Origin of the sequence: Pseudomonas sp. HN8-3, from assembly GCF_020790195.1 — a bacterium.
Classification (GTDB): Bacteria; Pseudomonadota; Gammaproteobacteria; order Pseudomonadales; family Pseudomonadaceae; genus Aquipseudomonas; species Aquipseudomonas synxantha_A.
Map to the genome: position 1 here is coordinate 1751840 of NZ_CP086206.1, position 21538 is coordinate 1773377.

At 59.4% G+C, this 21538-nt stretch carries 22 protein-coding genes; 11 read left to right on the plus strand and 11 right to left on the minus strand.

Annotated elements, in window-relative coordinates; genetic code table 11:
• Positions 1-104 precede the first annotated feature (104 nt).
• A complete protein-coding gene (locus tag LJX92_RS07950; RefSeq protein ID WP_032877205.1) occupies positions 105-713 on the minus strand; it encodes a hypothetical protein in 609 nt (202 codons plus the stop codon).
• Between the two features lie 196 nt (positions 714-909).
• Between LJX92_RS07950 and LJX92_RS07955 the strand changes: the two genes are divergently transcribed.
• The 3 genes from LJX92_RS07955 to rssC all read left to right on the plus strand — a co-directional run bounded on the left by LJX92_RS07955 (position 910) and on the right by rssC (position 3596).
• Positions 910-1599, plus strand: coding sequence for a VacJ family lipoprotein (locus LJX92_RS07955; protein ID WP_005786208.1), 690 nt, complete (start codon positions 910-912; stop codon positions 1597-1599).
• Positions 1600-1932: 333 nt separating this feature from the next.
• Positions 1933-3114 carry a two-component system response regulator RssB gene (gene rssB, locus LJX92_RS07960; protein WP_005786210.1) on the plus strand — a complete coding sequence of 394 codons (1182 nt, stop codon included), beginning with the start codon at positions 1933-1935 and terminating at the stop codon, positions 3112-3114.
• A complete protein-coding gene (gene rssC / locus LJX92_RS07965) occupies positions 3114-3596 on the plus strand; it encodes an anti-sigma factor antagonist RssC (protein ID WP_010212025.1) in 483 nt (160 codons plus the stop codon). The genes rssB and rssC overlap by 1 nt, the downstream gene beginning before the upstream one ends.
• A gap of 201 nt (positions 3597-3797) precedes the next feature.
• Here rssC and tal read toward each other — a convergent pair whose 3' ends face one another.
• The 3 genes from tal to LJX92_RS07980 all read right to left on the minus strand — a co-directional run bounded on the left by tal (position 3798) and on the right by LJX92_RS07980 (position 6930).
• Positions 3798-4724: a transaldolase gene (gene tal / locus LJX92_RS07970; RefSeq protein ID WP_228309539.1), complete on the minus strand. Its 927-nt coding sequence runs from the start codon at positions 4722-4724 to the stop codon at positions 3798-3800.
• Between the two features lie 545 nt (positions 4725-5269).
• Complete coding sequence (gene dusA, locus LJX92_RS07975) at positions 5270-6265, minus strand: tRNA dihydrouridine(20/20a) synthase DusA (RefSeq protein ID WP_148852344.1); 996 nt, start codon at positions 6263-6265, stop codon at positions 5270-5272.
• A 227-nt stretch (positions 6266-6492) separates the two neighbouring features.
• Positions 6493-6930, minus strand: a complete 438-nt coding sequence (locus LJX92_RS07980) for an acetyltransferase (RefSeq protein WP_032877202.1) — start codon at positions 6928-6930, stop codon at positions 6493-6495.
• A 526-nt stretch (positions 6931-7456) separates the two neighbouring features.
• On the opposite strand from LJX92_RS07980, the gene LJX92_RS07985 reads away from it, so the two are divergent.
• Together LJX92_RS07985 and LJX92_RS07990 are read left to right on the plus strand one after the other, a co-directional pair.
• Positions 7457-7747, plus strand: coding sequence for a DUF6124 family protein (locus LJX92_RS07985; protein ID WP_216090917.1), 291 nt, complete (start codon positions 7457-7459; stop codon positions 7745-7747).
• 147 nt (positions 7748-7894) lie between these two features.
• The gene (locus tag LJX92_RS07990; RefSeq protein WP_080889019.1) at positions 7895-8113 is read left to right on the plus strand and encodes a hypothetical protein; all 219 of its coding nucleotides are present in this window, start codon (positions 7895-7897) and stop codon (positions 8111-8113) included.
• Positions 8114-8210: 97 nt separating this feature from the next.
• Here LJX92_RS07990 and LJX92_RS07995 read toward each other — a convergent pair whose 3' ends face one another.
• Positions 8211-9398 (minus strand): MFS transporter, encoded by a 1188-nt coding sequence (locus tag LJX92_RS07995; protein ID WP_043047472.1) that lies wholly within the window; start codon positions 9396-9398, stop codon positions 8211-8213.
• 482 nt (positions 9399-9880) lie between these two features.
• On the opposite strand from LJX92_RS07995, the gene mqo reads away from it, so the two are divergent.
• Positions 9881-11527, plus strand: coding sequence for a malate dehydrogenase (quinone) (gene mqo, locus LJX92_RS08000; RefSeq protein ID WP_072434393.1), 1647 nt, complete (start codon positions 9881-9883; stop codon positions 11525-11527).
• Between the two features lie 64 nt (positions 11528-11591).
• On the opposite strand, the gene LJX92_RS08005 is transcribed toward mqo, so the two are convergent.
• A complete protein-coding gene (locus LJX92_RS08005; RefSeq protein WP_032877198.1) occupies positions 11592-12263 on the minus strand; it encodes an NADPH-dependent F420 reductase in 672 nt (223 codons plus the stop codon).
• Positions 12264-12362: 99 nt separating this feature from the next.
• Between LJX92_RS08005 and LJX92_RS08010 the strand changes: the two genes are divergently transcribed.
• Together LJX92_RS08010 and LJX92_RS08015 are read left to right on the plus strand one after the other, a co-directional pair.
• Positions 12363-13259 carry a LysR family transcriptional regulator gene (locus tag LJX92_RS08010; RefSeq protein ID WP_228309540.1) on the plus strand — a complete coding sequence of 299 codons (897 nt, stop codon included), beginning with the start codon at positions 12363-12365 and terminating at the stop codon, positions 13257-13259.
• 170 nt (positions 13260-13429) lie between these two features.
• Complete coding sequence (locus LJX92_RS08015) at positions 13430-13759, plus strand: YXWGXW repeat-containing protein (protein WP_005786252.1); 330 nt, start codon at positions 13430-13432, stop codon at positions 13757-13759.
• A gap of 126 nt (positions 13760-13885) precedes the next feature.
• On the opposite strand, the gene LJX92_RS08020 is transcribed toward LJX92_RS08015, so the two are convergent.
• The 4 genes from LJX92_RS08020 to LJX92_RS08035 all read right to left on the minus strand — a co-directional run bounded on the left by LJX92_RS08020 (position 13886) and on the right by LJX92_RS08035 (position 17052).
• The gene (locus LJX92_RS08020) at positions 13886-14281 is read right to left on the minus strand and encodes a PIN domain-containing protein (protein ID WP_228309541.1); all 396 of its coding nucleotides are present in this window, start codon (positions 14279-14281) and stop codon (positions 13886-13888) included.
• Positions 14278-14535 (minus strand): AbrB/MazE/SpoVT family DNA-binding domain-containing protein, encoded by a 258-nt coding sequence (locus LJX92_RS08025; protein WP_005786256.1) that lies wholly within the window; start codon positions 14533-14535, stop codon positions 14278-14280. The genes LJX92_RS08020 and LJX92_RS08025 overlap by 4 nt, the downstream gene beginning before the upstream one ends.
• A 170-nt stretch (positions 14536-14705) precedes the next feature.
• Positions 14706-16079 carry a nucleotide 5'-monophosphate nucleosidase PpnN gene (gene ppnN, locus LJX92_RS08030; protein ID WP_032877195.1) on the minus strand — a complete coding sequence of 458 codons (1374 nt, stop codon included), beginning with the start codon at positions 16077-16079 and terminating at the stop codon, positions 14706-14708.
• Between the two features lie 148 nt (positions 16080-16227).
• Positions 16228-17052 carry an aspartyl/asparaginyl beta-hydroxylase domain-containing protein gene (locus LJX92_RS08035; protein ID WP_228309542.1) on the minus strand — a complete coding sequence of 275 codons (825 nt, stop codon included), beginning with the start codon at positions 17050-17052 and terminating at the stop codon, positions 16228-16230.
• Positions 17053-17328: 276 nt separating this feature from the next.
• On the opposite strand from LJX92_RS08035, the gene fabV reads away from it, so the two are divergent.
• Positions 17329-18522, plus strand: a complete 1194-nt coding sequence (gene fabV, locus LJX92_RS08040; RefSeq protein WP_032881058.1) for an enoyl-ACP reductase FabV — start codon at positions 17329-17331, stop codon at positions 18520-18522.
• 214 nt (positions 18523-18736) lie between these two features.
• The gene (locus LJX92_RS08045; RefSeq protein ID WP_228309543.1) at positions 18737-19378 is read left to right on the plus strand and encodes an HAD family hydrolase; all 642 of its coding nucleotides are present in this window, start codon (positions 18737-18739) and stop codon (positions 19376-19378) included.
• On the opposite strand, the gene LJX92_RS08050 is transcribed toward LJX92_RS08045, so the two are convergent.
• Entirely contained in the window at positions 19356-20261 is a 906-nt protein-coding gene (locus tag LJX92_RS08050; RefSeq protein WP_032877192.1) for a LysR family transcriptional regulator, read from the minus strand. The two genes, LJX92_RS08045 and LJX92_RS08050, sit on opposite strands and share 23 nt — an antisense overlap.
• Before the next feature lie 102 nt (positions 20262-20363).
• Here LJX92_RS08050 and LJX92_RS08055 point away from each other — a divergent pair, with 102 nt between their 5' ends.
• Positions 20364-21533, plus strand: coding sequence for an aspartate aminotransferase family protein (locus tag LJX92_RS08055; protein ID WP_228309544.1), 1170 nt, complete (start codon positions 20364-20366; stop codon positions 21531-21533).
• Positions 21534-21538: the final 5 nt, after the last annotated feature.

The window sequence follows — 21538 nt, forward strand, 5'->3', positions numbered from 1 at the left end:
TTTCCTTTTATCGATAGTCACTGGCATAGACCGCGGCGCGCCGGGAAAGGTCTACGGGCTGGCCTCTAGATTAATCCACTGCGGCCAACTGTGCATGATCTTGATCAGGGCTTCTCGCCTTTGAGCCGGCGCAGGCTGATGTCCGCCAGGCAACTGCCCAGCTCGCCCAGGTGGTCGATCACCGAGTGCACGCCCAGGCCATAGAGCGCTACCGTCGCCTTGCCGCGCTTGTATTCGCGTTGTTGCGCGGTCAGTGCCTGCCATTGCTCGGGTGACAGGCCGCAGAGCGAGCCACAGGAGGCCAGGCCGATAGTCCACAACCCGGCATTCAAGCCCGATTGCAGCAGGCGCGGCTCGCCGCTGACCAGCACGCAGCCTTCCAGGCGCTCAATGTTCAACTCCATCAAGGCTTGCCAGCAGGCGTGGGGCGCGGGCCAGCGGATGGAGGAGGGCGAGGCGGCCTTGATCCAGCTCGGCAGGCTGGCGGAAAGGGGCGCGGTCACCGATGGGGGCAGTTCATCCAGCCAGGCGCAGGGCACGCCTTGTTCTTTCAGGCTACGCAGGCTTTTCAAGGCGCCGGGTGTAGCCACGCAGCCGGGGCAGGGCGAGTCGGTACGCGCCAGGGAACCGAAATCCACCAGGCAGCCACTCAGGCCAAATAGCACGGCGGTCAACGAGGGGGCTGTGGCGATGGCAATCTCGGCGTGTGGCATCTGAACGTCCCTGAAATAGCAGCAACACTATCGGGGTGGCATGACAAGGCCATGACACTGACAGTGTTTGTAGGAATTTTGTGCATTTTTCGTGAGACAGGACCCTGGTAGCTGCCTAAACACACACTTCCGTCATATACTGACGGCCTTATTCAGGGCATAGCGCCCATGACAGACCATTCAAGGAGCAAAAGCTATGCGCTGGAGCCACTACTTCGCTCAGCTATCGGTGTGTGCCACCATCCTGTTGGCACCGTTCGCCGCTCAAGCCGCGTCGGAAGATGATCCATGGGAAAGCGTCAACCGCCCGATCTTCACCTTTAACGACACCGTTGATACCTACGCCCTCAAGCCGATCGCCCAGGGCTATCAGTTCGTCACCCCGCAGTTTGTGCAGGACGGCGTTCACAACTTCTTCCGTAACATCGGCGATGTCGGCAACCTGGCCAACAACGTGCTGCAACTCAAGCCGCACAATGCAGGCGTCGACACCGCTCGCCTGTTGGTCAACACCACCTTTGGCGTGCTGGGCTTTATCGATGTCGGCACCAAAATGGGGCTGCAGCGCAGCGACGAAGACTTCGGCCAGACCCTCGGCTACTGGGGCGTCGGCAGCGGCCCCTACGTGATGATCCCATTGCTGGGCCCAAGCACCTTGCGTGATGCGCCGTCCAAGTACGTCGACAGCTACACCCAGCCGTACCGCTACATGAACGACATCGGCTGGCGTAACAGTACCTTCGGCCTCAACGTCGTTGACGTGCGCGCCAGCCTGCTCGACAGCGAGAAGCTGATCAGCGGCGACAAGTACACCTTTATCCGTAACGCCTACCTGCAGAACCGTGAGTTCAAGGTCAAGGATGGCAAGGTTGTCGACGACTTTTAAGCCGTGACATCTTGAAATGAAATAAGGCGACCTGTTTATGGTCGCCTTTTTTTATGCGTGCTCCAACCTTACTTTGTGTTGTGGTCCAAGCGGTTCTTATAACTCCCGGTGATTTGCAGGGTAAAGACGCCCGGCGACCATCGCCATGAGCTTGAAACCCCTCACGGATGGGAGTACCGTCTGCGCCTTAGAAGGGCACCTCTGCTTTACCGTTGTGCATGGGCGAAATCCCAATGCTTTGTAGGACAGAGAGGCTAGAAAGCGAATCCAGTACGTGAGCCCGGCCATTGCCGAGCCGCCTACGCCAACCTAATTCTGGCGCCGTTTGCCCACATGCAAAAAACCAGTGCCACGCTGCTGATAATCGATGACGACGAAGTAGTGCGCGCGAGCCTCGCGGCCTACTTGGAAGACAGTGGCTTCAGCGTCCTGCAGGCCAGTAATGGCCAACAGGGTCTCCAGGTATTCGAGCGCGACAAGCCCGACCTTGTGATCTGCGACCTGCGCATGCCCCAGATGGGCGGCCTGGAGCTGATTCGCCAGGTGACCGAGCTTGCCCCGCAAACGCCGGTGATTGTCGTGTCCGGTGCCGGTGTCATGAACGACGCTGTCGAAGCCCTGCGCCTGGGCGCTGCCGATTACCTGATCAAGCCCCTGGAAGACCTGGCCGTGCTGGAGCACTCGGTGCGCCGCGCCCTGGACCGTGCCCGCCTGCTCCTGGAAAACCAGCGCTACCGCGAAAAGCTCGAGACCGCCAACCGCGAGCTCGAAGCCAGCCTGAATCTGCTCCAGGAAGACCAGAACGCCGGTCGCCAGGTGCAGATGAACATGCTGCCGGTGAGCCCCTGGAGCATCGACGAGTTCAAGTTTGCCCACCAGATCATCCCGTCGTTGTACCTGTCGGGTGATTTTGTCGACTACTTCCGCGTCGATGAGCGACGCGTGGCGTTCTACCTGGCCGACGTTTCCGGCCATGGCGCCTCTTCTGCCTTTGTGACCGTGTTGTTGAAGTTCATGACCACACGGCTGTTGTTCGAGTCCAAGCGCAATGGCACCTTGCCGGAGTTCACCCCTTCCGAGGTGCTGGGCCACATCAACCGGGGCCTGATCAGCTGCAAGCTGGGCAAGCACGTGACGATGGTCGGCGGCGTGATCGACGAAGAAACCGGTCTTTTGACCTACAGCATTGGCGGTCACCTGCCGATGCCTGTTTTGTACACTCCTGACAGTGTGCGCTACCTGGAAGGGCGTGGCCTGCCGGTGGGCTTGTTCAATGAAGCCACCTACGAAGACCACATCCTGGAACTGCCGCCGACCTTCAGCCTGACGCTGATGTCCGATGGCATCCTGGACCTTCTTCCAGAGCCTACACTCAAAGAGAAAGAAGCCGCCTTGCCCCAAAAGGTCAAGTCGGCGGGCGGCAGCCTGGATGGTCTGCGGCAGGTTTTTGGATTGGCCACGCTAGGGGAGATGCCGGATGATATCGCCCTATTGGTGTTGAGCAGGAATCTTTGATGAGTACCGGAAGAATCCAATTCGCCGAGCAAGACGGGACCTTCGTCCTGAAGTTTGTCGGTGAAGTGCGCCTGACCTTGTGTTCGGCCCTGGATGCGACGATTGAGCGGATCTTCACAGCGCTGAACTTCTCGGCGATCGTGATCGACCTGACCGAAACCCGCAGCATCGACAGCACCACCCTGGGGCTGTTGGCCAAGCTGTCGATTCTGTCGCGGCAGAAGGTCGGCCTGTTGCCGACTGTGGTCACCACCCACGAAGACATCACCCGTCTATTGCAGTCGATGGGCTTTGACCAGGTGTTCAACATCGTTGACCGCCCAATTCCCTGCCCGGAATGCCTCACCGACCTGCCGTCGCAAGACCAGTCCGAAGAGATCGTACGGGTCAAGGTGCTGGAAGCGCACAAGATCCTCATGGGCCTCAACGAGTCCAACCGCGAAGCCTTCCACGACCTGGTCAACGCCCTAGAGCGCCACTGACGGCTTCCCTGTCGAAACACATACCCATGTGGGAGGGGGCTTGCTCCCGATAGCGGTGTATCAGTCGGCACATATCCAACTGACAGTCCGCAATCGGGAGCAAGCCCCCTCCCACAGTTGATCTGCGACTGGCTTGAGGCTGGCGCACACAAAAAAGGGCGACACCCGCCAAGGTGCCGCCCTTTCTGCTGCTATCTGCCCTTACAGCTTGGCCGACAACAACGCCTCCAGCTTCTCCTGATCCCGAGCAAACTGGCGAATACCCTCTGCCAGCTTCTCAGTCGCCATCGCATCCTCGTTGGACTCCCAACGGAACTGCGCTTCAGTCAAATGTACACGGGCCTCACCGGCATGACCTGGCGCCAGCTTGCGTTCCAGCTTGCCTTCATCCGCCGCCAGCTTCTCCAGCAGGTCCGGGCTGATGGTCAGGCGGTCACACCCGGCCAGCTCTTCGATCTGGCTCAGGTTACGGAAGCTCGCACCCATCACCACAGTCTTGTAGCCATTGGCCTTGTAGTAGTTGTAGATGCGCGTCACCGACTGCACGCCCGGGTCATCGGAACCGGTGTAGTCGTTGCCGTTGGCCTTCTTGTACCAGTCGTAGATACGGCCCACGAACGGCGAAATCAGGAACACACCGGCTTCAGCGCAGGCCACGGCCTGGGCGAAAGAGAACAGCAGCGTCAGGTTGGTCTGGATGCCTTCTTTTTCCAGCTTCTCCGCGGCGCGGATGCCTTCCCAGGTGGAGGCGATCTTGATCAGCACGCGATCGCGGCTAACCCCGGCTTTGTCGTACAGATCGATCAGACGGTGCGCACGCTTGAGAATGGCCGCCTCGTCGAACGACAGACGCGCATCCACCTCAGTGGAAATACGGCCCGGCACTACTTTGAGAATTTCTTGACCCACCGCCACCGCAAAGCGGTCACTGGCCAGGCCCACGTCGCCGTTGCAGTCCTGTACACACTCATCCAGCAACTTGGCATAGCCAGGGATCGACGCAGCCTTGAGCAGCAGGGAAGGGTTGGTGGTAGCGTCTTGTGGCTTGAGCTTGGCGAGGGTGGAAAAATCGCCGGTATCGGCTACGACGGTGGTGAATTGCTTGAGTTGTTCCAGCTTGGAAGTCATGGGCGTGCTCTGTCCTGTGGGTCTGATGACATTACCCGAGCGCTGGCAGGCGCTCAAGGGCGCAAATGCGATAGGTCGTTTGCGAGGGCAATAACCTGGAAACGGCCGTTTGAATTACCGGCAGTGGTGTTCAATAGGAGGGCAAAATCGCTGGCAGGTTCAACCCAACTGCCCGATAACCACCCCAATCAAACTGTGAGAGCCGGCTTGCGTGCATGACGCCAGCCCAGCCACTGATATTCACCTGACCCCCATCAGTCAAACTGTGGGAGCTGGCTTGCCTGCGATGACGCCAGTCCAGCCACTGACATTCACCTGACCCCCATCAGTCAAACTGTGGGAGCTGGCTTGCCTGCGATGACGCCAGTCCAGCCACTGACATTCACCTGACCCCCATCAGTCAAACTGTGGGAGCTGGCTTGCCTGCGATGACGCCAGCCCAGCCACTGACATTCACCTGACACACATCGCTCAAAACTGTGGGAGCGGGCTTGCTCGCGAAAGCAGCCTGTCAGCCCCAAATACCCCCACTGACACCCAACCCGTCACCGCCCCTCCAACAATTCCCCCGCCTGATCCAGCAACGCCAACGGATCCACCGCCTTATGAATATCCACCGACAACAATTGCCGAAACTTACGCGCCCCCGGGAAACCGGTTCCCAGCCCCAGAACGTGGCGCGTGATGTGATGCATCGAGCCACCTGTTGCCAAGTGCTCGGCTATATACGGGCGCAACTGTGCCAGCGCCTCGGCGCGGGTGATGACAGGCGCAGTGCTGCCAAACAGCTGTTGATCCACCTCGGCCAGCAAATACGGATTGTGATAAGCCTCCCGCCCCAACATCACCCCATCAAACGTCTGCAAATGCTCCTGGCACTGCTCCAACGTCTTGATGCCGCCATTGAGATTAATCTCCAACTCCGGAAAATCCCGCTTCAACTGCGCCGCCACGTCATAACGCAACGGCGGAATGTCCCGGTTCTCCTTGGGCGACAACCCCTCCAGAATCGCAATCCGCGCATGCACGGTAAAACTGGTGCAACCTGCATCCTTTACCGTCCCGACGAAATCACACAGCTCGGCATAACTGTCCCGGCCATTGATGCCGATACGGTGCTTCACCGTCACCGGGATCGATACCGCATCGCGCATCGCCTTCACACAATCCGCTACCAGGGCAGGGTGCGCCATGAGGATCGCGCCGATCATGTTGTTCTGCACGCGGTCGCTGGGGCAGCCGACGTTCAGGTTCACTTCGTCGTAACCGGCGGCTTCGGCCATACGGGCGCAGGCGGCCAGATCAGCCGGAACACTGCCGCCCAATTGCAGCGCCAGCGGGTGCTCGGCTTCGTTGTGGCGCAGGAAGCGGTCGTGATCGCCGTGGAGGATAGCGCCGGTGGTGACCATCTCGGTGTAGAGCAGGGCGTGTTTGGAGAGCAGGCGTAGGAAGAACCGGCAGTGGCGGTCGGTCCAGTCCATCATCGGGGCGACGGAGAAGCGGCGGGAGATGGCTTTCGGTGGAGCTATGGCTGAAGGCATTGGAGTCTTGGATGGAGAATGCGAAGGGTGGGCAGTTTATCAGGAATGGGTCGGAGGGGGCTGGGTGTTGATTGGGTGGCGCGAGCCCCAAATATTAAATAAATCTGTCCCCGTTTCCCGGTCCCCTTTTCCCGAACGCACGGCCTCTTTTCGGTCCTGGGGGCCTGGTTTCACTACTTGTGAGTCGGCCCTACACGAATGTGTAGGGCCGATTCTTTATCGTGCTCTTAGCGGGATAAGTTCATGTGTAGTAGCGGGAACGGCCTGCCTTCACCATCCAAAGGAGAGCGGCCTGTTTGAACGAACCCGTAATGGAGATAGAAGCCTACCGCCTGGGGGTTTTGCTCGTTTACGTCAACACTCATCGTAGAGCGCGAACTGCGAACGTGATTTAGTAGTGCACGGCCCATACCTTGGCCGCGAAGATCAGGATCAATAAAGAGCATTTCTACGTGGCTTTGGTTGAGTCCAATAAAGCCAAGCGGGTTGTCTTTCACGTCTACCGCAACCCATACGTCAACAACGGGTAGATAGATGTCGCGGAGCTGCGGAAGCAGCGCATCTATGTCGGACTCTTGAAGAAAGTGGTGAGTGGCGCGAACGGATCGCAGCCAAATGTCGAGCAGTTGCGGATAGTCGGCAGCACTTGCCTGACGAATAATCATGAAATCAACCTTATACACTTGATATCTAAATAGAGGCTCGCCGGTAAATAGCGGCCGTGTAAGTGTCGGCATCTGTATGACCGCTTCGCGAGTTAACGCCTGGGCGGTGCACGGCAGAGGTAGCCGAAAAGGAGGGGAGCTGAAAAATACTTTGTGTTTTTCGATGCGTCAAGAAAACGGGCACTTGATCGATATTCAAAATGTGCGCACTCAATGCCGGTACTCAGTAGGGGCTTCTACAGCATGAAAGGTGCAAAAAATGGTACGCAGAAATCTGGTCTGGAAGCCTTTAACAAATTAATGCCTTTAAAAATATTTTGTCCAAGCCCTCATCGGTGCAACGTATGAAGCGACAGAGTGATCTATGGGAATAGGTCAGGATTTCCAGGAAATATCCTACGCTTTTTCGGCTTGCCCCCTGGATCATCCATAGCTAATCTCGTCAAGCCGCTGAATACCCAGTGGCCGGAGGTGGAAGTCCGTATTGCTAAGGCGTTTTTAACTCCCGAATATTGGAGCTTCGCCCATGCACCACGACACTCGCAGTCCTTCACTTGATCAAAGTAAATCGTCCATCGAATGTCCAAGCAACAACCTATTCCTCGTAAACCCAACTCTCGACCCCGAAACCCTCCTGGCTAACGCCGCCGAAAACCTCGCAGCCGCCAACGAAATGGCCGCCATTTTGGCGTTCGACCTCGACGATTCCCAGCGCGCCATCGCCCTAGGCATTCAGCAGTTAATCGAGTTGAGCTCGCTGCTGGTTGATCGAGCCCAGGAGCAAGTTGCGCCTGTGACTGCCTCAGTCAAAGCCTGACAACCATCCCTGCCGCCTTACGCAAGGCGGCAACTTCAACTCATGCTGTCCCCCAGCAAAGTTTCATAATTCCCTGCGCCTTTGAGGCCTACGATTGCCTGCAAGAGAGGACCCCAGCGCCTCCAGCCCACAGGGAGTTGAAAAATCATGATCTCGAATCTCGTCAAAGTCGTGATGATCACCGGCACGTTGATGTTGAGTGCTTGTTCATCTTCACCAGCTGTGAATAGTGACCCGTGCTTTTCTGGTGGATGCCAGGCGTTTGGGGACCACAGCCCCGGCAAAGCCGCCAAGATGAATTTTGGCGGCAGTGGGCTGGGGAGTAGTTATGGGGAGTATGGTTCGGGGTTGTTGCATGATGATTGAAGGAGGGGGTCAGTCAGTGGTGTGTTGACTGGCCCATTGCTATCGGGGGCAAGCCCCCTCCCACATTGGATCTATGATCGGCGCAAAACTTGTGGCGTCAGTGGCCGCCTTTCATACGCCGGGCAATCAGGTAGAGGCCCAGGCCGACCAGGGCTGTTGCGGCGCCGATGTAGCCGGTGCTGGTCCAGCCTAGACCGGCAGTGATGGCCATGCCGCCGAACCACGGGCCCAGGGCATTTGCCAGGTTGAACGCGGCATGGTTGGACGCTGCTGCCAGGCTCGGGGCTTCGTGGGCAATGTCCATCAGGCGAATCTGCAACGGTGCCGCCAATGCGACCATGGTGCCCACCAATCCCATGCTCAGCAGCACGCCCCACAGCGACGAGGCGGCGAAGGGGAAGAACAGCAGCACGGCCATCGACCACACCAATATCAAGCCCACGGCCCGAAATTGCATGCGATCAAACAGCTTGCCACCGGCAATGTTGCCGATAATCCCGCCGACGCCAAAGGCGGCGAGGCCAAACGGAATCCACTGTGGCGAGACCTTGGTCACTTCCAGCATGGTCGGCGCCAGGTAGCTGAATACGCAGAACATCCCGGCAAAACCAATTGCGCCGATGGACAGGGCCATCCAGACCTGGGGTTTGGTGAAGGCGCGCAGTTCCTTGCGCGGGTCGCTGCGTTGTTCGTCGTGGCGGTGGGGCACGAATTGCCAGACCAGGGCGATGGTGAGCAGGGCGATCACGCTGACCAGTGCGAACGCCGAGCGCCAGCCCAGGTGTTGGCCGAGGAAGGTGGCGATGGGGTTGCCGAGCAGCATGGCCAGGGTCAGGCCCATCATCACGCGGGCTACGGCGCCGGCGCGTTTGTCGGTGGGCACCATGCTGGAGGCGACCACGGCGGCGATGCCGAAGTAGGCGCCGTGGGGCAGGCCGCTGATAAAGCGAAAGGCCACCAGCGAGCCGAAGGTGGGGGTGAAGGCGGTGGCGAAGTTGCCCAGGGCGTACAGGCCCATCAGTAACAGCAGCATGTGTTTGCGCAGCAGCTTGGCGCCGAGGATGGCCAGCAGTGGGGCGCCGACCATCACGCCCAGGGCGTAGGCGCTGATGGCGTGGCCGACTTGCGGTTCGCTCAGGCCCAGGTTCTGGGCGATGTCGGGCATCAGGCCCATGATGGCGAATTCGCCGGTGCCGATCGCGAAGGCGCCTACGGCCATGGCCGCTTCCATTTTCGCGGCGCTGCGCGCGGGCAGTACGTGCCCGGGTGTTTGCTGGGTAGTCATGGGTAACTCTGTGTGGAAGGTGTGCACGAAGGACAGCTGCCGATGCTACGCAGGCAACGGCGAAGGTGTCTAGAACCGCCATTTGCGTGAGAGTTCCAGGCCTGTGACCGCAGGTCGCGGCTGTCAGGCTTGACACCGGCGCATTAAAACCCGCGATTTAGGCCTGTCAATTGGCCAAACGGCGCATAAACGCTGTTTAGCGTGATATTCTGCGCGCCGTCTTGGTCTAGTCTTTCCCTGGTGCGTACACCCGTATACGTCCCAGCGGTTGGCTGTCGCCCAGGTAGCTGAAGCCAATAACGATAAGAAGTCAGCGCAGAAGGGACATAACAGTGAGGTCGATCCATCGGCCTTGTGTGCCCACCCTGCAGCCTTCATGTGAATGTGCAGACCCCGCGGTACGTTGCCTGACGTAGCGTGAACGAGGGTTACTCATGATCGGGGGCGGTAGGGCGGATGGCGTTTTATCATAGGTGCTACTGATGTTTAAAAAAGTAAACACTGCCCTGCTGGGGCTGGCTTTGTCGATGGGGATCACGTCCGTTCACGCGGAAGAGGCAAAGAAAGTCGATGTGCTGCTGATCGGCGGCGGCATCATGAGTGCGACCCTGGGTGTCTGGCTCAATGAGCTGGAACCGGACTGGTCGATGGAGATGGTCGAGCGCCTCGATGGCGTGGCCGAAGAAAGCTCCAACGGCTGGAACAACGCCGGTACCGGTCACTCGGCCCTGGCTGAGCTGAACTACACCCCGGAAGACAAGAACGGCAACGTTGAGATCCCGAAAGCGGTCGAGATCAACGAAGCGTTCCAGATTTCCCGTCAGTTCTGGTCCTGGCAGGTTCAGCAGGGCGTGTTGAAGAACCCGCGTTCGTTCATCAACTCCACACCGCACATGAGCTTTGTGTGGGGCGATGACAACATCAAGTTCCTGAAAAAGCGCTACGAAGCCCTGAAGGCCAGCCCGCTGTTCGCCGGCATGCAGTACTCCGAAGACCCGGCGCAGATCGCCAAGTGGGTTCCGCTGATGATGGAAGGGCGTGACCCGAGCCAGAAAATCGCGGCCACCTGGAGCCCGATCGGTACCGACGTGAACTTCGGCGAGATCACCCGCCAGTTCGTCGCTCACCTGCAAACCACGCCGAAGTTTGACTTGAAGCTGTCGAGCGAAGTGCAGGACATCACCCGCAACGACGACGGTTCGTGGCGTGTGAGCTACAAAAACCTCAAAGACGGCACCAAAACTGAAACCGACGCCAAGTTCGTGTTCATCGGCGCCGGCGGCGGTGCCTTGCACCTGCTGCAGAAGTCGGGCATTCCGGAAGCCAAGGAATACGCTGGCTTCCCGGTCGGTGGTTCGTTCCTGGTGACCGAGAACCCGACAATCGCCGAGCAGCACCTGGCCAAGGCCTACGGTAAAGCCTCGGTCGGTTCGCCGCCGATGTCGGTGCCGCACCTGGACACCCGCGTGCTGGATGGCAAGCGCGTGATCCTGTTTGGCCCATTCGCGACCTTCTCGACCAAGTTCCTGAAAGAAGGCTCGTACCTGGACCTGCTGACCAGCACCACCACCCACAACATCTGGCCCATGACCAAAGTCGGTATTCGTGAATACCCACTGGTCGAGTATCTCGCCGGCCAACTGATGCTGTCGGACGACGACCGCTTCAAGGCGCTGCAAGAGTACTTCCCGAACGCCAAGCAGTCCGACTGGCGCCTGTGGCAAGCCGGCCAGCGCGTGCAGATCATCAAGCGTGACGAAGAGCAGGGCGGCGTGCTGAAACTCGGTACCGAAGTGGTCAGCTCTGCTGACAACTCCATTGCCGGCCTGTTGGGTGCATCGCCAGGCGCGTCCACCGCGGCTCCGATCATGCTGACCGTGCTGCAAAAAGTCTTCAAGGACAAGGTAGCAAGCCCGGCCTGGCAGGAAAAACTGCACCAGATCGTGCCAAGCTACGGCACCAAGCTGAACGACAGCCCTGAAGCTGTTGCCAAGGAATGGGCCTACACGGCCGGTGTGCTGCAACTGACACCACCGCCAGCGATCCCGCAACTGGCTGCTCCACAGGCTACCGAGGCTGCCAAGCCTGCGGCTGAGCCGAGCAAGCCGGCGTCTGACCTGGCGCTGTAAGCAACACCCACGAAAAAGCCCGCTGAACCGGTGACGGTCAGCGGGCTTTTTTGTGCGTGAACGATCAGGCGCGCGGCGGGTGTCGCTCCACCGGGGGCAGCTCAACCGTACGCTCGGCCGCTGCCAGCGCAGCCTTCAAGCCCGCTTGGTTCAGGGGTACGCAATACGCCGGTTTAGCCCGCTCGAATCGCCAGCTTTCATCCAGCCCTCCGGCATCCACGGCATCGAAGCCCAGTTCGTCGAGTAACGTAATCACTTGCGCTTTTGCCGCAGCGTGATCTGCTGCCACTGGCAACGCGCGGCGGTCAGGAGCGCCGCGCGGGCGGGCATCCTGCGTCAGGTCTGGGGCGAAGATCGCATTAAATACTTTTACCACGTGTGATTGCGGCAAATGGTCGGCCAGCAATCGGCTGGTGGTGGTTTCAAACCGGTCCAGTTGCGGGATATGCCCATCGCGATCGGGGTAGTAATTGTTGGCGTCCATCACCGTCTTGCCCTCCAGCCATTGGGCAGGGACGCTGCGGTAGTGCTCCAGCGGAGTCGCCACGAGTACCACATCGCCAAACCTGGCGGCATCATCCGCGCTGCCCACTTGTACGCCGAGTATGCCGCTCACCACGCTGCTCATGGTGTGTGGGCCGCGGGAGTTGCTCAACATCACCTTATGCCCGGCGGCAAGCGCCAGTTGCGCCACGGCACGCCCGATAAAACCTGCTCCAATCACGCCAATCTTCATGTGCTTGCTCCAGTGGAAGTAGGAAGTGGCTATGATGATTGGCAACCATAACGTGATAAATCAGCATTTCGGTGTGGGTGTTGTTACTGGGAGTTGGGAATGATGGACCGCCTATCAAGCATGAACGCCTTCGTGATAGCCGCTGAATTGGGCTCCTATGCGAGGGCCGCCGAACGCTTGGGCATGTCGCCGCAGATGGTGGCCAAGCATGTCACCGCGTTGGAACAACGTTTGGGTGCGCGATTGCTCAACCGCACTACGCGTCGACAAAGCCTGACTGAACTGGGAGTGGAGTATTACGAACGCTGCAAGCATATCCTGACGGAGACCGAGGCCGCCGACTCCCTGGCACAGGTCATGAACGACACGCCGCGCGGCAAGCTGAAGGTCACCGCCCCGGTGACCTTTGGCTCCTACAGCTTGATGCCGTTGATCACCGGGTTTTTACGTGACAACCCACAGGTAGAACTCGATTTGCACCTGACGGATCGTTTCGTCGACTTGGTGGAGGAGGGCTACGACGCCGCGTTTCGCATTGGTCCGTTGGGCACGAGCGGCCTGACAGCGAGACCCCTGGCACCTTATCGGTTGGTGGCCTGCGCTGCACCGGCTTACCTGATGGCGCGAGGCACACCTCAGAAGCCGGCGGATCTTGAGCGTCATGAGTGCCTGGGGTACACCTTTTCATCGCGTCCGGCGGATCGAGAGTGGGTGTTCTTCCAGGGCACGGTTTCCTACAAGGTACGAGTGGCCAGTCGTTTGCTCATCAATGAAAGCCGGGCATTGATGTCGGCGGCATTGGATGGTTTTGGCATTGTGCTCGGCCCGCAAGACTTTCTGCGAACGGCGTTGGCGAGTGGCGAGTTGGTGCGGGTGCTACCGGAGTTTGAGGCTCCAAGCCGGTCGATGCATTTGGTCTACACCGCAAACCGCCAGCGCACTGCCAAGTTGCGGTGCTTTGTCGAGGCTGTGCTGGGACGTTTTGGTCCGGTATGAAGGTTCATCACCGTGGCGGTCGCCGGGAGGCACGTTAAAGGTCTACAGGTTCAGCAATCTGACAGACATCTCCTGTTAAAAATAACCCAGGCCCAAGCAGGGCCCGGCTGCAACAAAGGAAGGAATTCTTTCTGATGCAGGTGTTGGGCGTTCGCGCCCGAGGGTTTTGTATGTTGCTACGTTATGCAGCATTGGCCGCCATGGTGGTCGCCGCTTCCGGGTGTGTGCAAGAGCGTGTTGTGCATGAGCGCAGGCCGGTACAACACGAGTACGTTGATGTGGTGGCGCCGCAACCGCCGCCGGTGCAGGTGATCGAAGTCGAGCCGGCGGTGCGCGAAGGTTATATCTGGTCACGCGGTTACTGGCGTTGGGAGGGCGGGCGTTATGTAGCAGTGCACGGCCATTGGGAACCGGTGCGTCAGGGTTATCGTTACGTACACCCGCACTGGGTGCAGCGCAATGATGGCTACCATTGGCAGATCGGTGGCTGGGTCCGCTGACCCAACGCCATCTCCCATTGGAGCGAGCTTGCTCGCGAAAAAACCACAGGCACCGCGTGCTCCCTGAGTGCTCGCGTAATCGTTGGCGTTTTTCGCGAGCACGCTCGCTCCTACAAAAAAGCCGGCCTAGCCGATCCGTTTCATCCCCGCTGCCTTGGCCGCGTTCAGATCAAAGGTGGCGGTGTACTCGCAACCGGCTGCGTGGCCACAGCGTTCGATCAGGCAGTCGGCAAAGTCCGCTTTGCTTGCGGTGAACTTGCGCAGGGCCTGCCAGATGATATCGGCGTGCTCGACGGTCAGTTCCCGTGTGTGCAGCAAGGTTTCCAGCACCGTCACCACGTCGCTTTTGGTCGACTGGTAGCAGGACTGCAACACCCACACCAGCTCCGTAAGCGTCACCAGGCTGACAAAACCGGGTGAGGCGGCAGTGAGCGATTCGATCAGTTGGGATGCTTTAGCTGATTGAACCGGGTCGTCCTGGGTCACATAACGCACCAGCACGTTGGTATCCAGGCCGATCATCCAGCGGTTGCTCCCTGGGCCGCGATGGCTCGGTTCATGTCTTCGATAGACACGGTGTGAGCGGGTTTGCGGATCAACCCCTTGAGGTCCTTGACGGTTTTGCTGGCGGCGATCATGGAAAACTTGCCGTCTTCCATCTCGACGAATTCCACCCGGTCGCCTGTTTCCAGGCCCAGGGCTGTCCTGACCTGGACAGGGATGGTGATTTGCCCTTTTGAAGTGAGTGTGGCGGTAGCCATAGTGAAGATCTCCATCGTGATATTCCTTACCTTAGGGTAAGGAATGACAGAGGACAATATCCGTTGGTCCATAGGTCGCTCGCAGGTGTGAGTCAGTCGGTAGTAAAACCCTAGTCCGAATGCTCGATCCTCACACCGTTGGCTACGCCCCAAACAGATACAAACTATGACCTACCGCCGCTACCTCACTGCACCACGCGATAGCACGGCACATACGCCGCGCCGCCCGGCAGTTTCATGCGGTGCTGGGCCACGAACGCCTTCAATAATTCATCCAGCGGTTTCATGATCGCCGGGTCGCCGTGGATCTCATACGGGCCGTTCTCTTCGATCAGGCGGATGCCCTTGTCCTTGACGTTACCCGCCACAATCCCCGAGAACGCCCGGCGCAGGTTGGCTGCCAGTTCATGGGGCGGCAGCGCGTGGCTCAGTTGCAGGCTGGCCATGTTTTCGTGGGTAGGATCGAACGGGCGCTGGAAGCCTTCGTCGATCTTCAGCAGCCAGTTGAAGTGGAACGCGTCGTTACGCTCGCGGCGGAACTGCTTCACTGCCTTGAGGCCGGCCGTCATCTGGCGCGCCACTTCGGCGGGGTCGTCGATGATGATCTGGTAATGCTGCTGCGCCGCTTCGCCGAGGGTGGCGCCGACGAACGCGTGCAGCTGTTCCAGGTAAGGCGCGGCGTGTTTGGGCCCGGTCAACACCACCGGGAACGGCACGTCGCGGTTGTCGGGGTGCATCAGGATGCCCAGCAGGTACAAAAACTCTTCTGCCGTGCCGGCGCCGCCGGGGAAGATGATGATGCCGTGGCCGACGCGCACGAAGGCTTCCAGGCGTTTTTCGATGTCCGGCAAAATCACCAGCTCATTGACGATGGGGTTCGGTGCTTCGGCGGCGATGATTCCAGGCTCGGTCAGGCCCAGGTAACGCCCGCCGGTGATGCGTTGCTTGGCGTGGGAAATGGTCGCGCCCTTCATCGGGCCTTTCATTACGCCAGGACCGCAACCGGTGCACACGTCGAGGCTGCGCAGGCCCAGTTCGTGCCCGACTTTCTTGGTGTATTTGTATTCTTCGGTGTTGATCGAATGGCCGCCCCAACACACCACGATCTTGGGCTCCACACCCGGTCGCAGCGTGCGGGCGTTGCGCAGCAGGTGGAACACGTAGTCGGTGATGCCTTGGGAGTTGCTCAGGTCGATGCGCTGGCTGTCCAGCTCGTTCTCGGTGTAGACGATGTCACGCAAGGCGCTGAACAGCATCTCGCGGGTGCTGGCGATCATCTCGCCATCGACAAAGGCATCGGCCGGGGCGTTGAGCAGTTCCAGGCGTACGCCGCGGTCCTGCTGGTGAATACGCACTTCAAAGTCTTTGTAGGCGTCGAGGATGGTCTTGGCGTTGTCGATATGCGCGCCGGTGTTGAGGATGGCCAAGGCGCATTGGCGGAACAGGGTGTAGATGCTGCCGGTGCCGGCTTCACTCAGTTGCTGCACTTCACGTTGGGACAGGGTTTCGAGGCTGCCCTTGGGGCTGACGGAGGCATTGATGACTTGACGTTGGAGCATTCTGATTCCTTGAAAGCACAGCCACCGCGCCCGTTTCGGGGCGATGGCTTGAGAATGGTGAGCGCCAATTAAGGTCGCACGAGACGGTTATTTACCTCAGGCGCGAGGCCCAGCGCAAATACCGTCCAGCACCATCATGCCGCAGAACTTACTGAATCAGCTTCCAGTTTTTGTAGAAAACTCGACGCAGGGTAAAGACCAGCCCGGCAAAGCCTGCGATCACGGCGTTGAGCACTGACGGCAGCAAGGTCGGGCGCACCATGTCGATGAACAGGCAGTAGCGCTTGGCGTCGTTTTTGTTGAAGGACGCATGCATCAGGGTGTCATCGAAGATGAACAGCGGGTCGTCGTGCCAGTAGTGCTTGTGCTTGCCTACCTGGATATACACGCCTTCGTGGTGGGGCGCCGGGGCCATGTTGTAGAGCACGCGGAACATCATGCGCAGGGGGCCGAAGTGAAAGGACGTGGAACGGTTCTCGTTGAATACCGAGACACCGATGGTCTTCACGAATGGCAATTTCATGCGCAGTTGCGGGATATCCAGCGTGGTCTCGATGGGGCGGCCGTACCACTGGAAAAACAACATGCCGCGTTTCTTCTCGGCCATGCGTTCGTCCAGGTAACCGATGATTTCATCCTTGCGGGCCATGGCGTCGTCGATCACCTGTTGCAGGTCTTCGCGCCAGGCCGGTGGCAGGTCTTGCATCGTATAGACATGGCGGTTGCGGCTGCTCAGCAGATCGAGCAGGGTGTTGAACGGTGCCAGCACCCAGGTATTGCGACCGTTGCCGATGAAGTATTTCTTGATGGTGTCGCGGTCGTACAGGCCGTTACGCAGGAAGTCATAAACGCCGCAGCACACCACCAACAGCAGAAACACCAGGCAACTGCGCGGGAAACAATAGATCAACAGCAGAACGCCGAGTGCCCACGCCAGGGACACCAGCTTTTTGCCGACAGCATTTTTGCTCATGAAACGAGGCTCCAAGGCCGAAACATATTGAAACAATGTCGTCATCATAGGGGTTTCTGGCGCCGGCAGGCGTTTTTAAATAGGGTGAAATTGTGAAGCCGCTGCACAATTTGTAACCGTTGCCGTGCAGGCTTCGACGTTTTGTGGATTGAATTTTGAGAACAGAAGATTTGCGACTATCGTGACGCTTCGGTTTTTTGGACGTCATAGACCGGTACGATTGAAGTTGAATGGCCACCATTGGCCTTCGGCACCTTGGAAGAGGCAGAAATTTTTATGATCATCAAACCGCGGGTTCGTGGCTTTATCTGTGTGACCGCCCACCCTGTTGGCTGTGAAGCGAACGTCAAAGAGCAGATCGACTACGTAACCAAGAATGGCGTCATCGAAGGCGGCCCCAAGAAGGTGCTGGTCCTCGGCGCCTCCACCGGTTACGGCCTGGCCGCGCGCATCAGTGCCGCGTTTGGCTGCGGCGCCGACACCCTGGGCGTGTTTTTTGAGAAAGAAGGCGAAGAAGGCAAGCTGAGCTCCGCCGGCTGGTACAACAGCGCGGCATTCGAGAAGTTTGCCGTGGAAAAAGGCCTGTACGCCAAGAGCATCAACGGCGACGCGTTTTCCGACGAGATCAAGCGCCTGACCATCGACACCATCAAGAAAGACCTGGGCAAGATCGACCTGGTGGTCTACAGCCTGGCCGCGCCGCGCCGTACCGACCCGCAAGGCGTGGTGCACAACTCCACCCTCAAGCCCATCGGCAAGGCTGTGACCCTGCGCGGTATCAATACCGACAAGGGCGTAGTGGTAGACACCACTCTTGAGCCTGCAACCCAGGAAGAAATCGACGGCACCGTGAAGGTCATGGGCGGCGAAGACTGGCAGCTGTGGATCGACGCCCTGCGTGACGCCGATGTGTTGGCCGAAGGCGCCAAGACCACCGCCTTCACCTACCTCGGTGAGAAGCTGACCCAGGACATCTACTGGAACGGCTCCATCGGCGAAGCCAAGAAAGACCTGGACAAGAAAGTCCTGACCCTGCGCGAAAACCTCGCGGCGCTCAAGGGCGACGCCCGCGTGTCTGTGCTCAAGGCCGTGGTGACCCAGGCCAGCTCGGCGATCCCGATCATGCCGCTGTACCTGTCGTTGCTGTTCAAGGTGATGAAAGAGCAGGGCACCCACGAAGGCTGCATCGAGCAAGTCTACGGCCTGTTCAAGGACAGCCTGTACGGTAAAGAACCTAAGCTCGACGCCGATGGCCGCCTGCGCGCCGACCTGGCCGAGCTGGAACCGAAGGTCCAGGACGCCGTGGCCGCGCTATGGAACCAGGTTACCGACGACAACGTCAACGAAATCAGCGATTTTGCCGGCTATAAGGCTGAGTTCCTGCGCTTGTTCGGCTTTGAAGTTGACGGCGTGGATTACGACGCGGACGTGAACCCGACCGTCAAAATCAACGGCCTGATTCAAGCTTAAGGTCTGATCCAGACCAAAATGTGGGAGGGGGCTTGCTCCCGATGGCGGTGTATCAGTCACTATCTTCAGTGGCTGACACCCTGCTATCGGGAGCAAGCCCCCTCCCACAGTTGATCCGAGTCTTTTCAGACACTTCTTACGCCCCGGCGCGCGCCTCTCTCTTCCAGATCTGCCAGACTCCAGCTGCTATCAAGCCACGCCAACGGAGGATCTGATGACGATTCGTGCAGTAGTTTTTGATTTCGGCGGTGTCCTGTTCGACTGGAGCCCGCAGCACCTGTACCGCAAGCTGATCGCCGATGAGGCAGAGCGGCAGTGGTTCCTCGATAACATCTGCACCCAGGCCTGGAACACCGAGCAAGATGCCGGTCGTACCCTGGCCGAAGCCACCCGCACCCTGATTGACCTGCATCCCGATCACGAACTCTTGATCCAGGCTTACTACGAGCGCTGGCACGAGATGCTGCGCGGTGAGTTAGCCGACGGCGTGGCGATTCTCAAGGCGTTGCACAAGGCCGATATGCCGTTGTTCGGGCTTACTAACTGGTCGGCGGAGACCTTCCCCTACGCCCGGGCCCACTATCCGTTCCTGCAACTCTTTCGAAACATCGTCGTGTCCGGCGAGTTGGAATTGATCAAGCCTGATCCGGCTATCTACCACGCCAGCCTTGATCAGATCCGCGCTCACCTGCCGGACATAAAACCGAATGAAGTGGTGTTTATTGACGATGTCGCCGGCAACACCGAGGCCGCTATCGCCTTGGGTTGGCAGGGCATTCATCATGTATCGGCCGAGCGTACCGCTGCGCGTTTGCGGGCGTTGGGCGTGGCCTTTAATGTGCCCACTTTTCCATGACGAAATCGACGAATGCCCGCAGCTTGGGCAGGCGGTAACGGTCATGGCGATACAGCAGGTGCATCGGGCGGCTGGGCAATTTATACGTGGTTAACAGGGCCACCAGCTTGCCGCTCTCCAGGTCCGGTTGCACCAAGGCGTCGGCCAGCATCGTGATGCCCATGCCGTTGACGGCCGCCTGGCGCAAGCCTTGCGAGCTGTTGATGGTCAATGACCCCGCCACCGGAACCTCCACCTCGCTGCCATCCTCGCTCATGCGCCACAGTTTGTCGGTGTCACGCCAGTTGTCGTTCGCAGGGTAGGCGAATGCCAGGCAGTCATGTTGTTGCAGGTCCTGCGGGGTCTGCGGCGTGCCGCGTCGCGCCAGGTAGGCAGGCGATGCGCAGAGGGTGAGCGTATAGGGCTGCATAGGCCGGGCGATCAGGCTGGAGGTCCCCAGTTCACCGAGACGGATCGCTACGTCGAAGCCACTGTCGACCAGGTCCATGCGTTCATTGCCCAGCACCACGTACAGGTCGATAAGCGGGTAGCGCTGGGAAAATTCGCTCAAGGCCGGCACCAGGCGTTCGGTGCCGAACACGGGAGGCGCTGTGATGCGCAGGCTGCCCTTAGGAGCTTCGCTGTGGATTTGCTCGGCCAGCAGTTCGGAGTCCGCCACCAGCCCCAGCACTTCCAGGCAGCGCTGATAATATTGGCCGCCAAATTCGGTCAGGTTCTGCTTACGCGTGGTGCGTTTGAGCAAGCTCACGCCCAGCCGTTGCTCCAGCGCCCGCAGATGGTTGCCCACCATGGTGGTCGACATCCCGCATTCTTGCGCGGCGGCAGTCATGCTGCCGGTTTCGACCACTTTCACGTACACCGACATTGCCTGGAACAGATCCATTATCAAGCCCTGGTTTAAAGTCATTGCAGATATTCGCAGTTTATCCAGCGCAGGTGGTTAACGATACTTCCATCACCGCAACGATGCACTGGAGCCGCAACCATGACCGCCGCCTGCCTGATGAGCACCTACCAACCCTTGGCCCTGAGCTTCACCCGTGGCCTGGGCACGCGCCTCTGGGACCAGCAGGGCCGCGAATACCTGGACGCTGTCGCCGGCGTGGCGGTGACCAATGTCGGCCATTCCCACCCCAGGCTGGTGGCAGCTATCAGCGAACAAGCCGGTTTGCTGCTGCACACGTCCAACCTCTACAGCATCGACTGGCAACAACGTCTGGGCCAACGCCTGGCGCAGCTGTCCGGGCTCGATCGCGCGTTCTTCAACAACTCCGGCGCCGAGGCCAACGAGACAGCGCTGAAACTGGCGCGCTTGCATGGCTGGAAAAAAGGCATTGAACAACCGTTGGTGGTGGTGATGGAGAACGCCTTTCACGGCCGCACGCTGGGCACCATGGCCGCCAGCGACGGGCCGTCGGTGCGCCTGGGCTTTCAGCGCCTGCCGGGGGATTTCATCAAGGTAGGCTTTGGCGATATGCAGGCTTTGGAGGTGATCACTGCGCAGTTCGGCACGCGCATCGCAGCCGTGCTGCTTGAGCCGATCCAGGGTGAAAGTGGTGTGGTGGTGGCGCCAGCGGGTTACCTCAAAGCCTTGCGCGATCACTGCACGCGCCACGGCTGGCTGATGATGCTCGACGAAATCCAGACCGGCATCGGGCGCACTGGCGCCTGGTTTGCCTTCCAGCACGAAGGCATCGTGCCAGACGTGATGACGCTGGCCAAAGGCCTGGGCAATGGCGTGCCCATCGGCGCCTGCCTGGCCCGCGCCGCCGTCGCCGAGCTGTTCACCCCAGGCAGTCATGGCAGCACCTTTGGTGGCAACCCGCTGGCGTGCCGTGTCGGTTGCACCGTGCTGGATATCATTCATGAGCAAGGCTTGTTGCAAAACGCCGCACACCAGGGCGAACACTTGCTGGCGCGCTTGCGCATGGAGCTGGATGGGCACCCGCACGTCCGGGCAATTCGTGGCAAAGGCTTGATGATCGGGATTGAGCTGGCCAGCCCTTATCGCGACCTGGCCCAACGTGCCGCCCAGGAGCACGGGCTGCTGATCAACGTCACACGGGGCAAGATCATTCGCCTGTTGCCGCCGCTGACGTTGCACAGCAAGGAAGTCGAAATGATCGTACGTGCCATCACCCGATTGCTGGATTGAAATGC

Bases quoted from the DNA above. Each gene is read 5' to 3' on its own strand.
- LJX92_RS08020 (WP_228309541.1), bottom strand. From the start codon at position 14,281: ATGATCGGCCTGGATACCAACGTGCTGGTGCGTTATGTGACCCAGGAC.
- LJX92_RS08010 (WP_228309540.1), top strand. From the start codon at position 12,363: ATGATGGACCGCCTATCAAGCATGAACGCCTTCGTGATAGCCGCTGAA.
- mqo (WP_072434393.1), top strand. From the start codon at position 9,881: ATGTTTAAAAAAGTAAACACTGCCCTGCTGGGGCTGGCTTTGTCGATG.
- LJX92_RS07985 (WP_216090917.1), top strand. From the start codon at position 7,457: ATGCACCACGACACTCGCAGTCCTTCACTTGATCAAAGTAAATCGTCC.
- LJX92_RS07955 (WP_005786208.1), top strand. From the start codon at position 910: ATGCGCTGGAGCCACTACTTCGCTCAGCTATCGGTGTGTGCCACCATC.
- rssB (WP_005786210.1), top strand. From the start codon at position 1,933: ATGCAAAAAACCAGTGCCACGCTGCTGATAATCGATGACGACGAAGTA.
- LJX92_RS08015 (WP_005786252.1), top strand. From the start codon at position 13,430: ATGTTGCTACGTTATGCAGCATTGGCCGCCATGGTGGTCGCCGCTTCC.
- LJX92_RS07980 (WP_032877202.1), bottom strand. From the start codon at position 6,930: ATGATTATTCGTCAGGCAAGTGCTGCCGACTATCCGCAACTGCTCGAC.
- LJX92_RS08050 (WP_032877192.1), bottom strand. From the start codon at position 20,261: ATGGATCTGTTCCAGGCAATGTCGGTGTACGTGAAAGTGGTCGAAACC.
- LJX92_RS08005 (WP_032877198.1), bottom strand. From the start codon at position 12,263: ATGAAGATTGGCGTGATTGGAGCAGGTTTTATCGGGCGTGCCGTGGCG.
- fabV (WP_032881058.1), top strand. From the start codon at position 17,329: ATGATCATCAAACCGCGGGTTCGTGGCTTTATCTGTGTGACCGCCCAC.
- LJX92_RS07995 (WP_043047472.1), bottom strand. From the start codon at position 9,398: ATGACTACCCAGCAAACACCCGGGCACGTACTGCCCGCGCGCAGCGCC.
- LJX92_RS08045 (WP_228309543.1), top strand. From the start codon at position 18,737: ATGACGATTCGTGCAGTAGTTTTTGATTTCGGCGGTGTCCTGTTCGAC.
- rssC (WP_010212025.1), top strand. From the start codon at position 3,114: ATGAGTACCGGAAGAATCCAATTCGCCGAGCAAGACGGGACCTTCGTC.
- LJX92_RS08055 (WP_228309544.1), top strand. From the start codon at position 20,364: ATGACCGCCGCCTGCCTGATGAGCACCTACCAACCCTTGGCCCTGAGC.
- LJX92_RS08035 (WP_228309542.1), bottom strand. From the start codon at position 17,052: ATGAGCAAAAATGCTGTCGGCAAAAAGCTGGTGTCCCTGGCGTGGGCA.
- LJX92_RS07990 (WP_080889019.1), top strand. From the start codon at position 7,895: ATGATCTCGAATCTCGTCAAAGTCGTGATGATCACCGGCACGTTGATG.
- dusA (WP_148852344.1), bottom strand. From the start codon at position 6,265: ATGCCTTCAGCCATAGCTCCACCGAAAGCCATCTCCCGCCGCTTCTCC.
- LJX92_RS07950 (WP_032877205.1), bottom strand. From the start codon at position 713: ATGCCACACGCCGAGATTGCCATCGCCACAGCCCCCTCGTTGACCGCC.
- tal (WP_228309539.1), bottom strand. From the start codon at position 4,724: ATGACTTCCAAGCTGGAACAACTCAAGCAATTCACCACCGTCGTAGCC.
- ppnN (WP_032877195.1), bottom strand. From the start codon at position 16,079: ATGCTCCAACGTCAAGTCATCAATGCCTCCGTCAGCCCCAAGGGCAGC.
- LJX92_RS08025 (WP_005786256.1), bottom strand. From the start codon at position 14,535: ATGGAGATCTTCACTATGGCTACCGCCACACTCACTTCAAAAGGGCAA.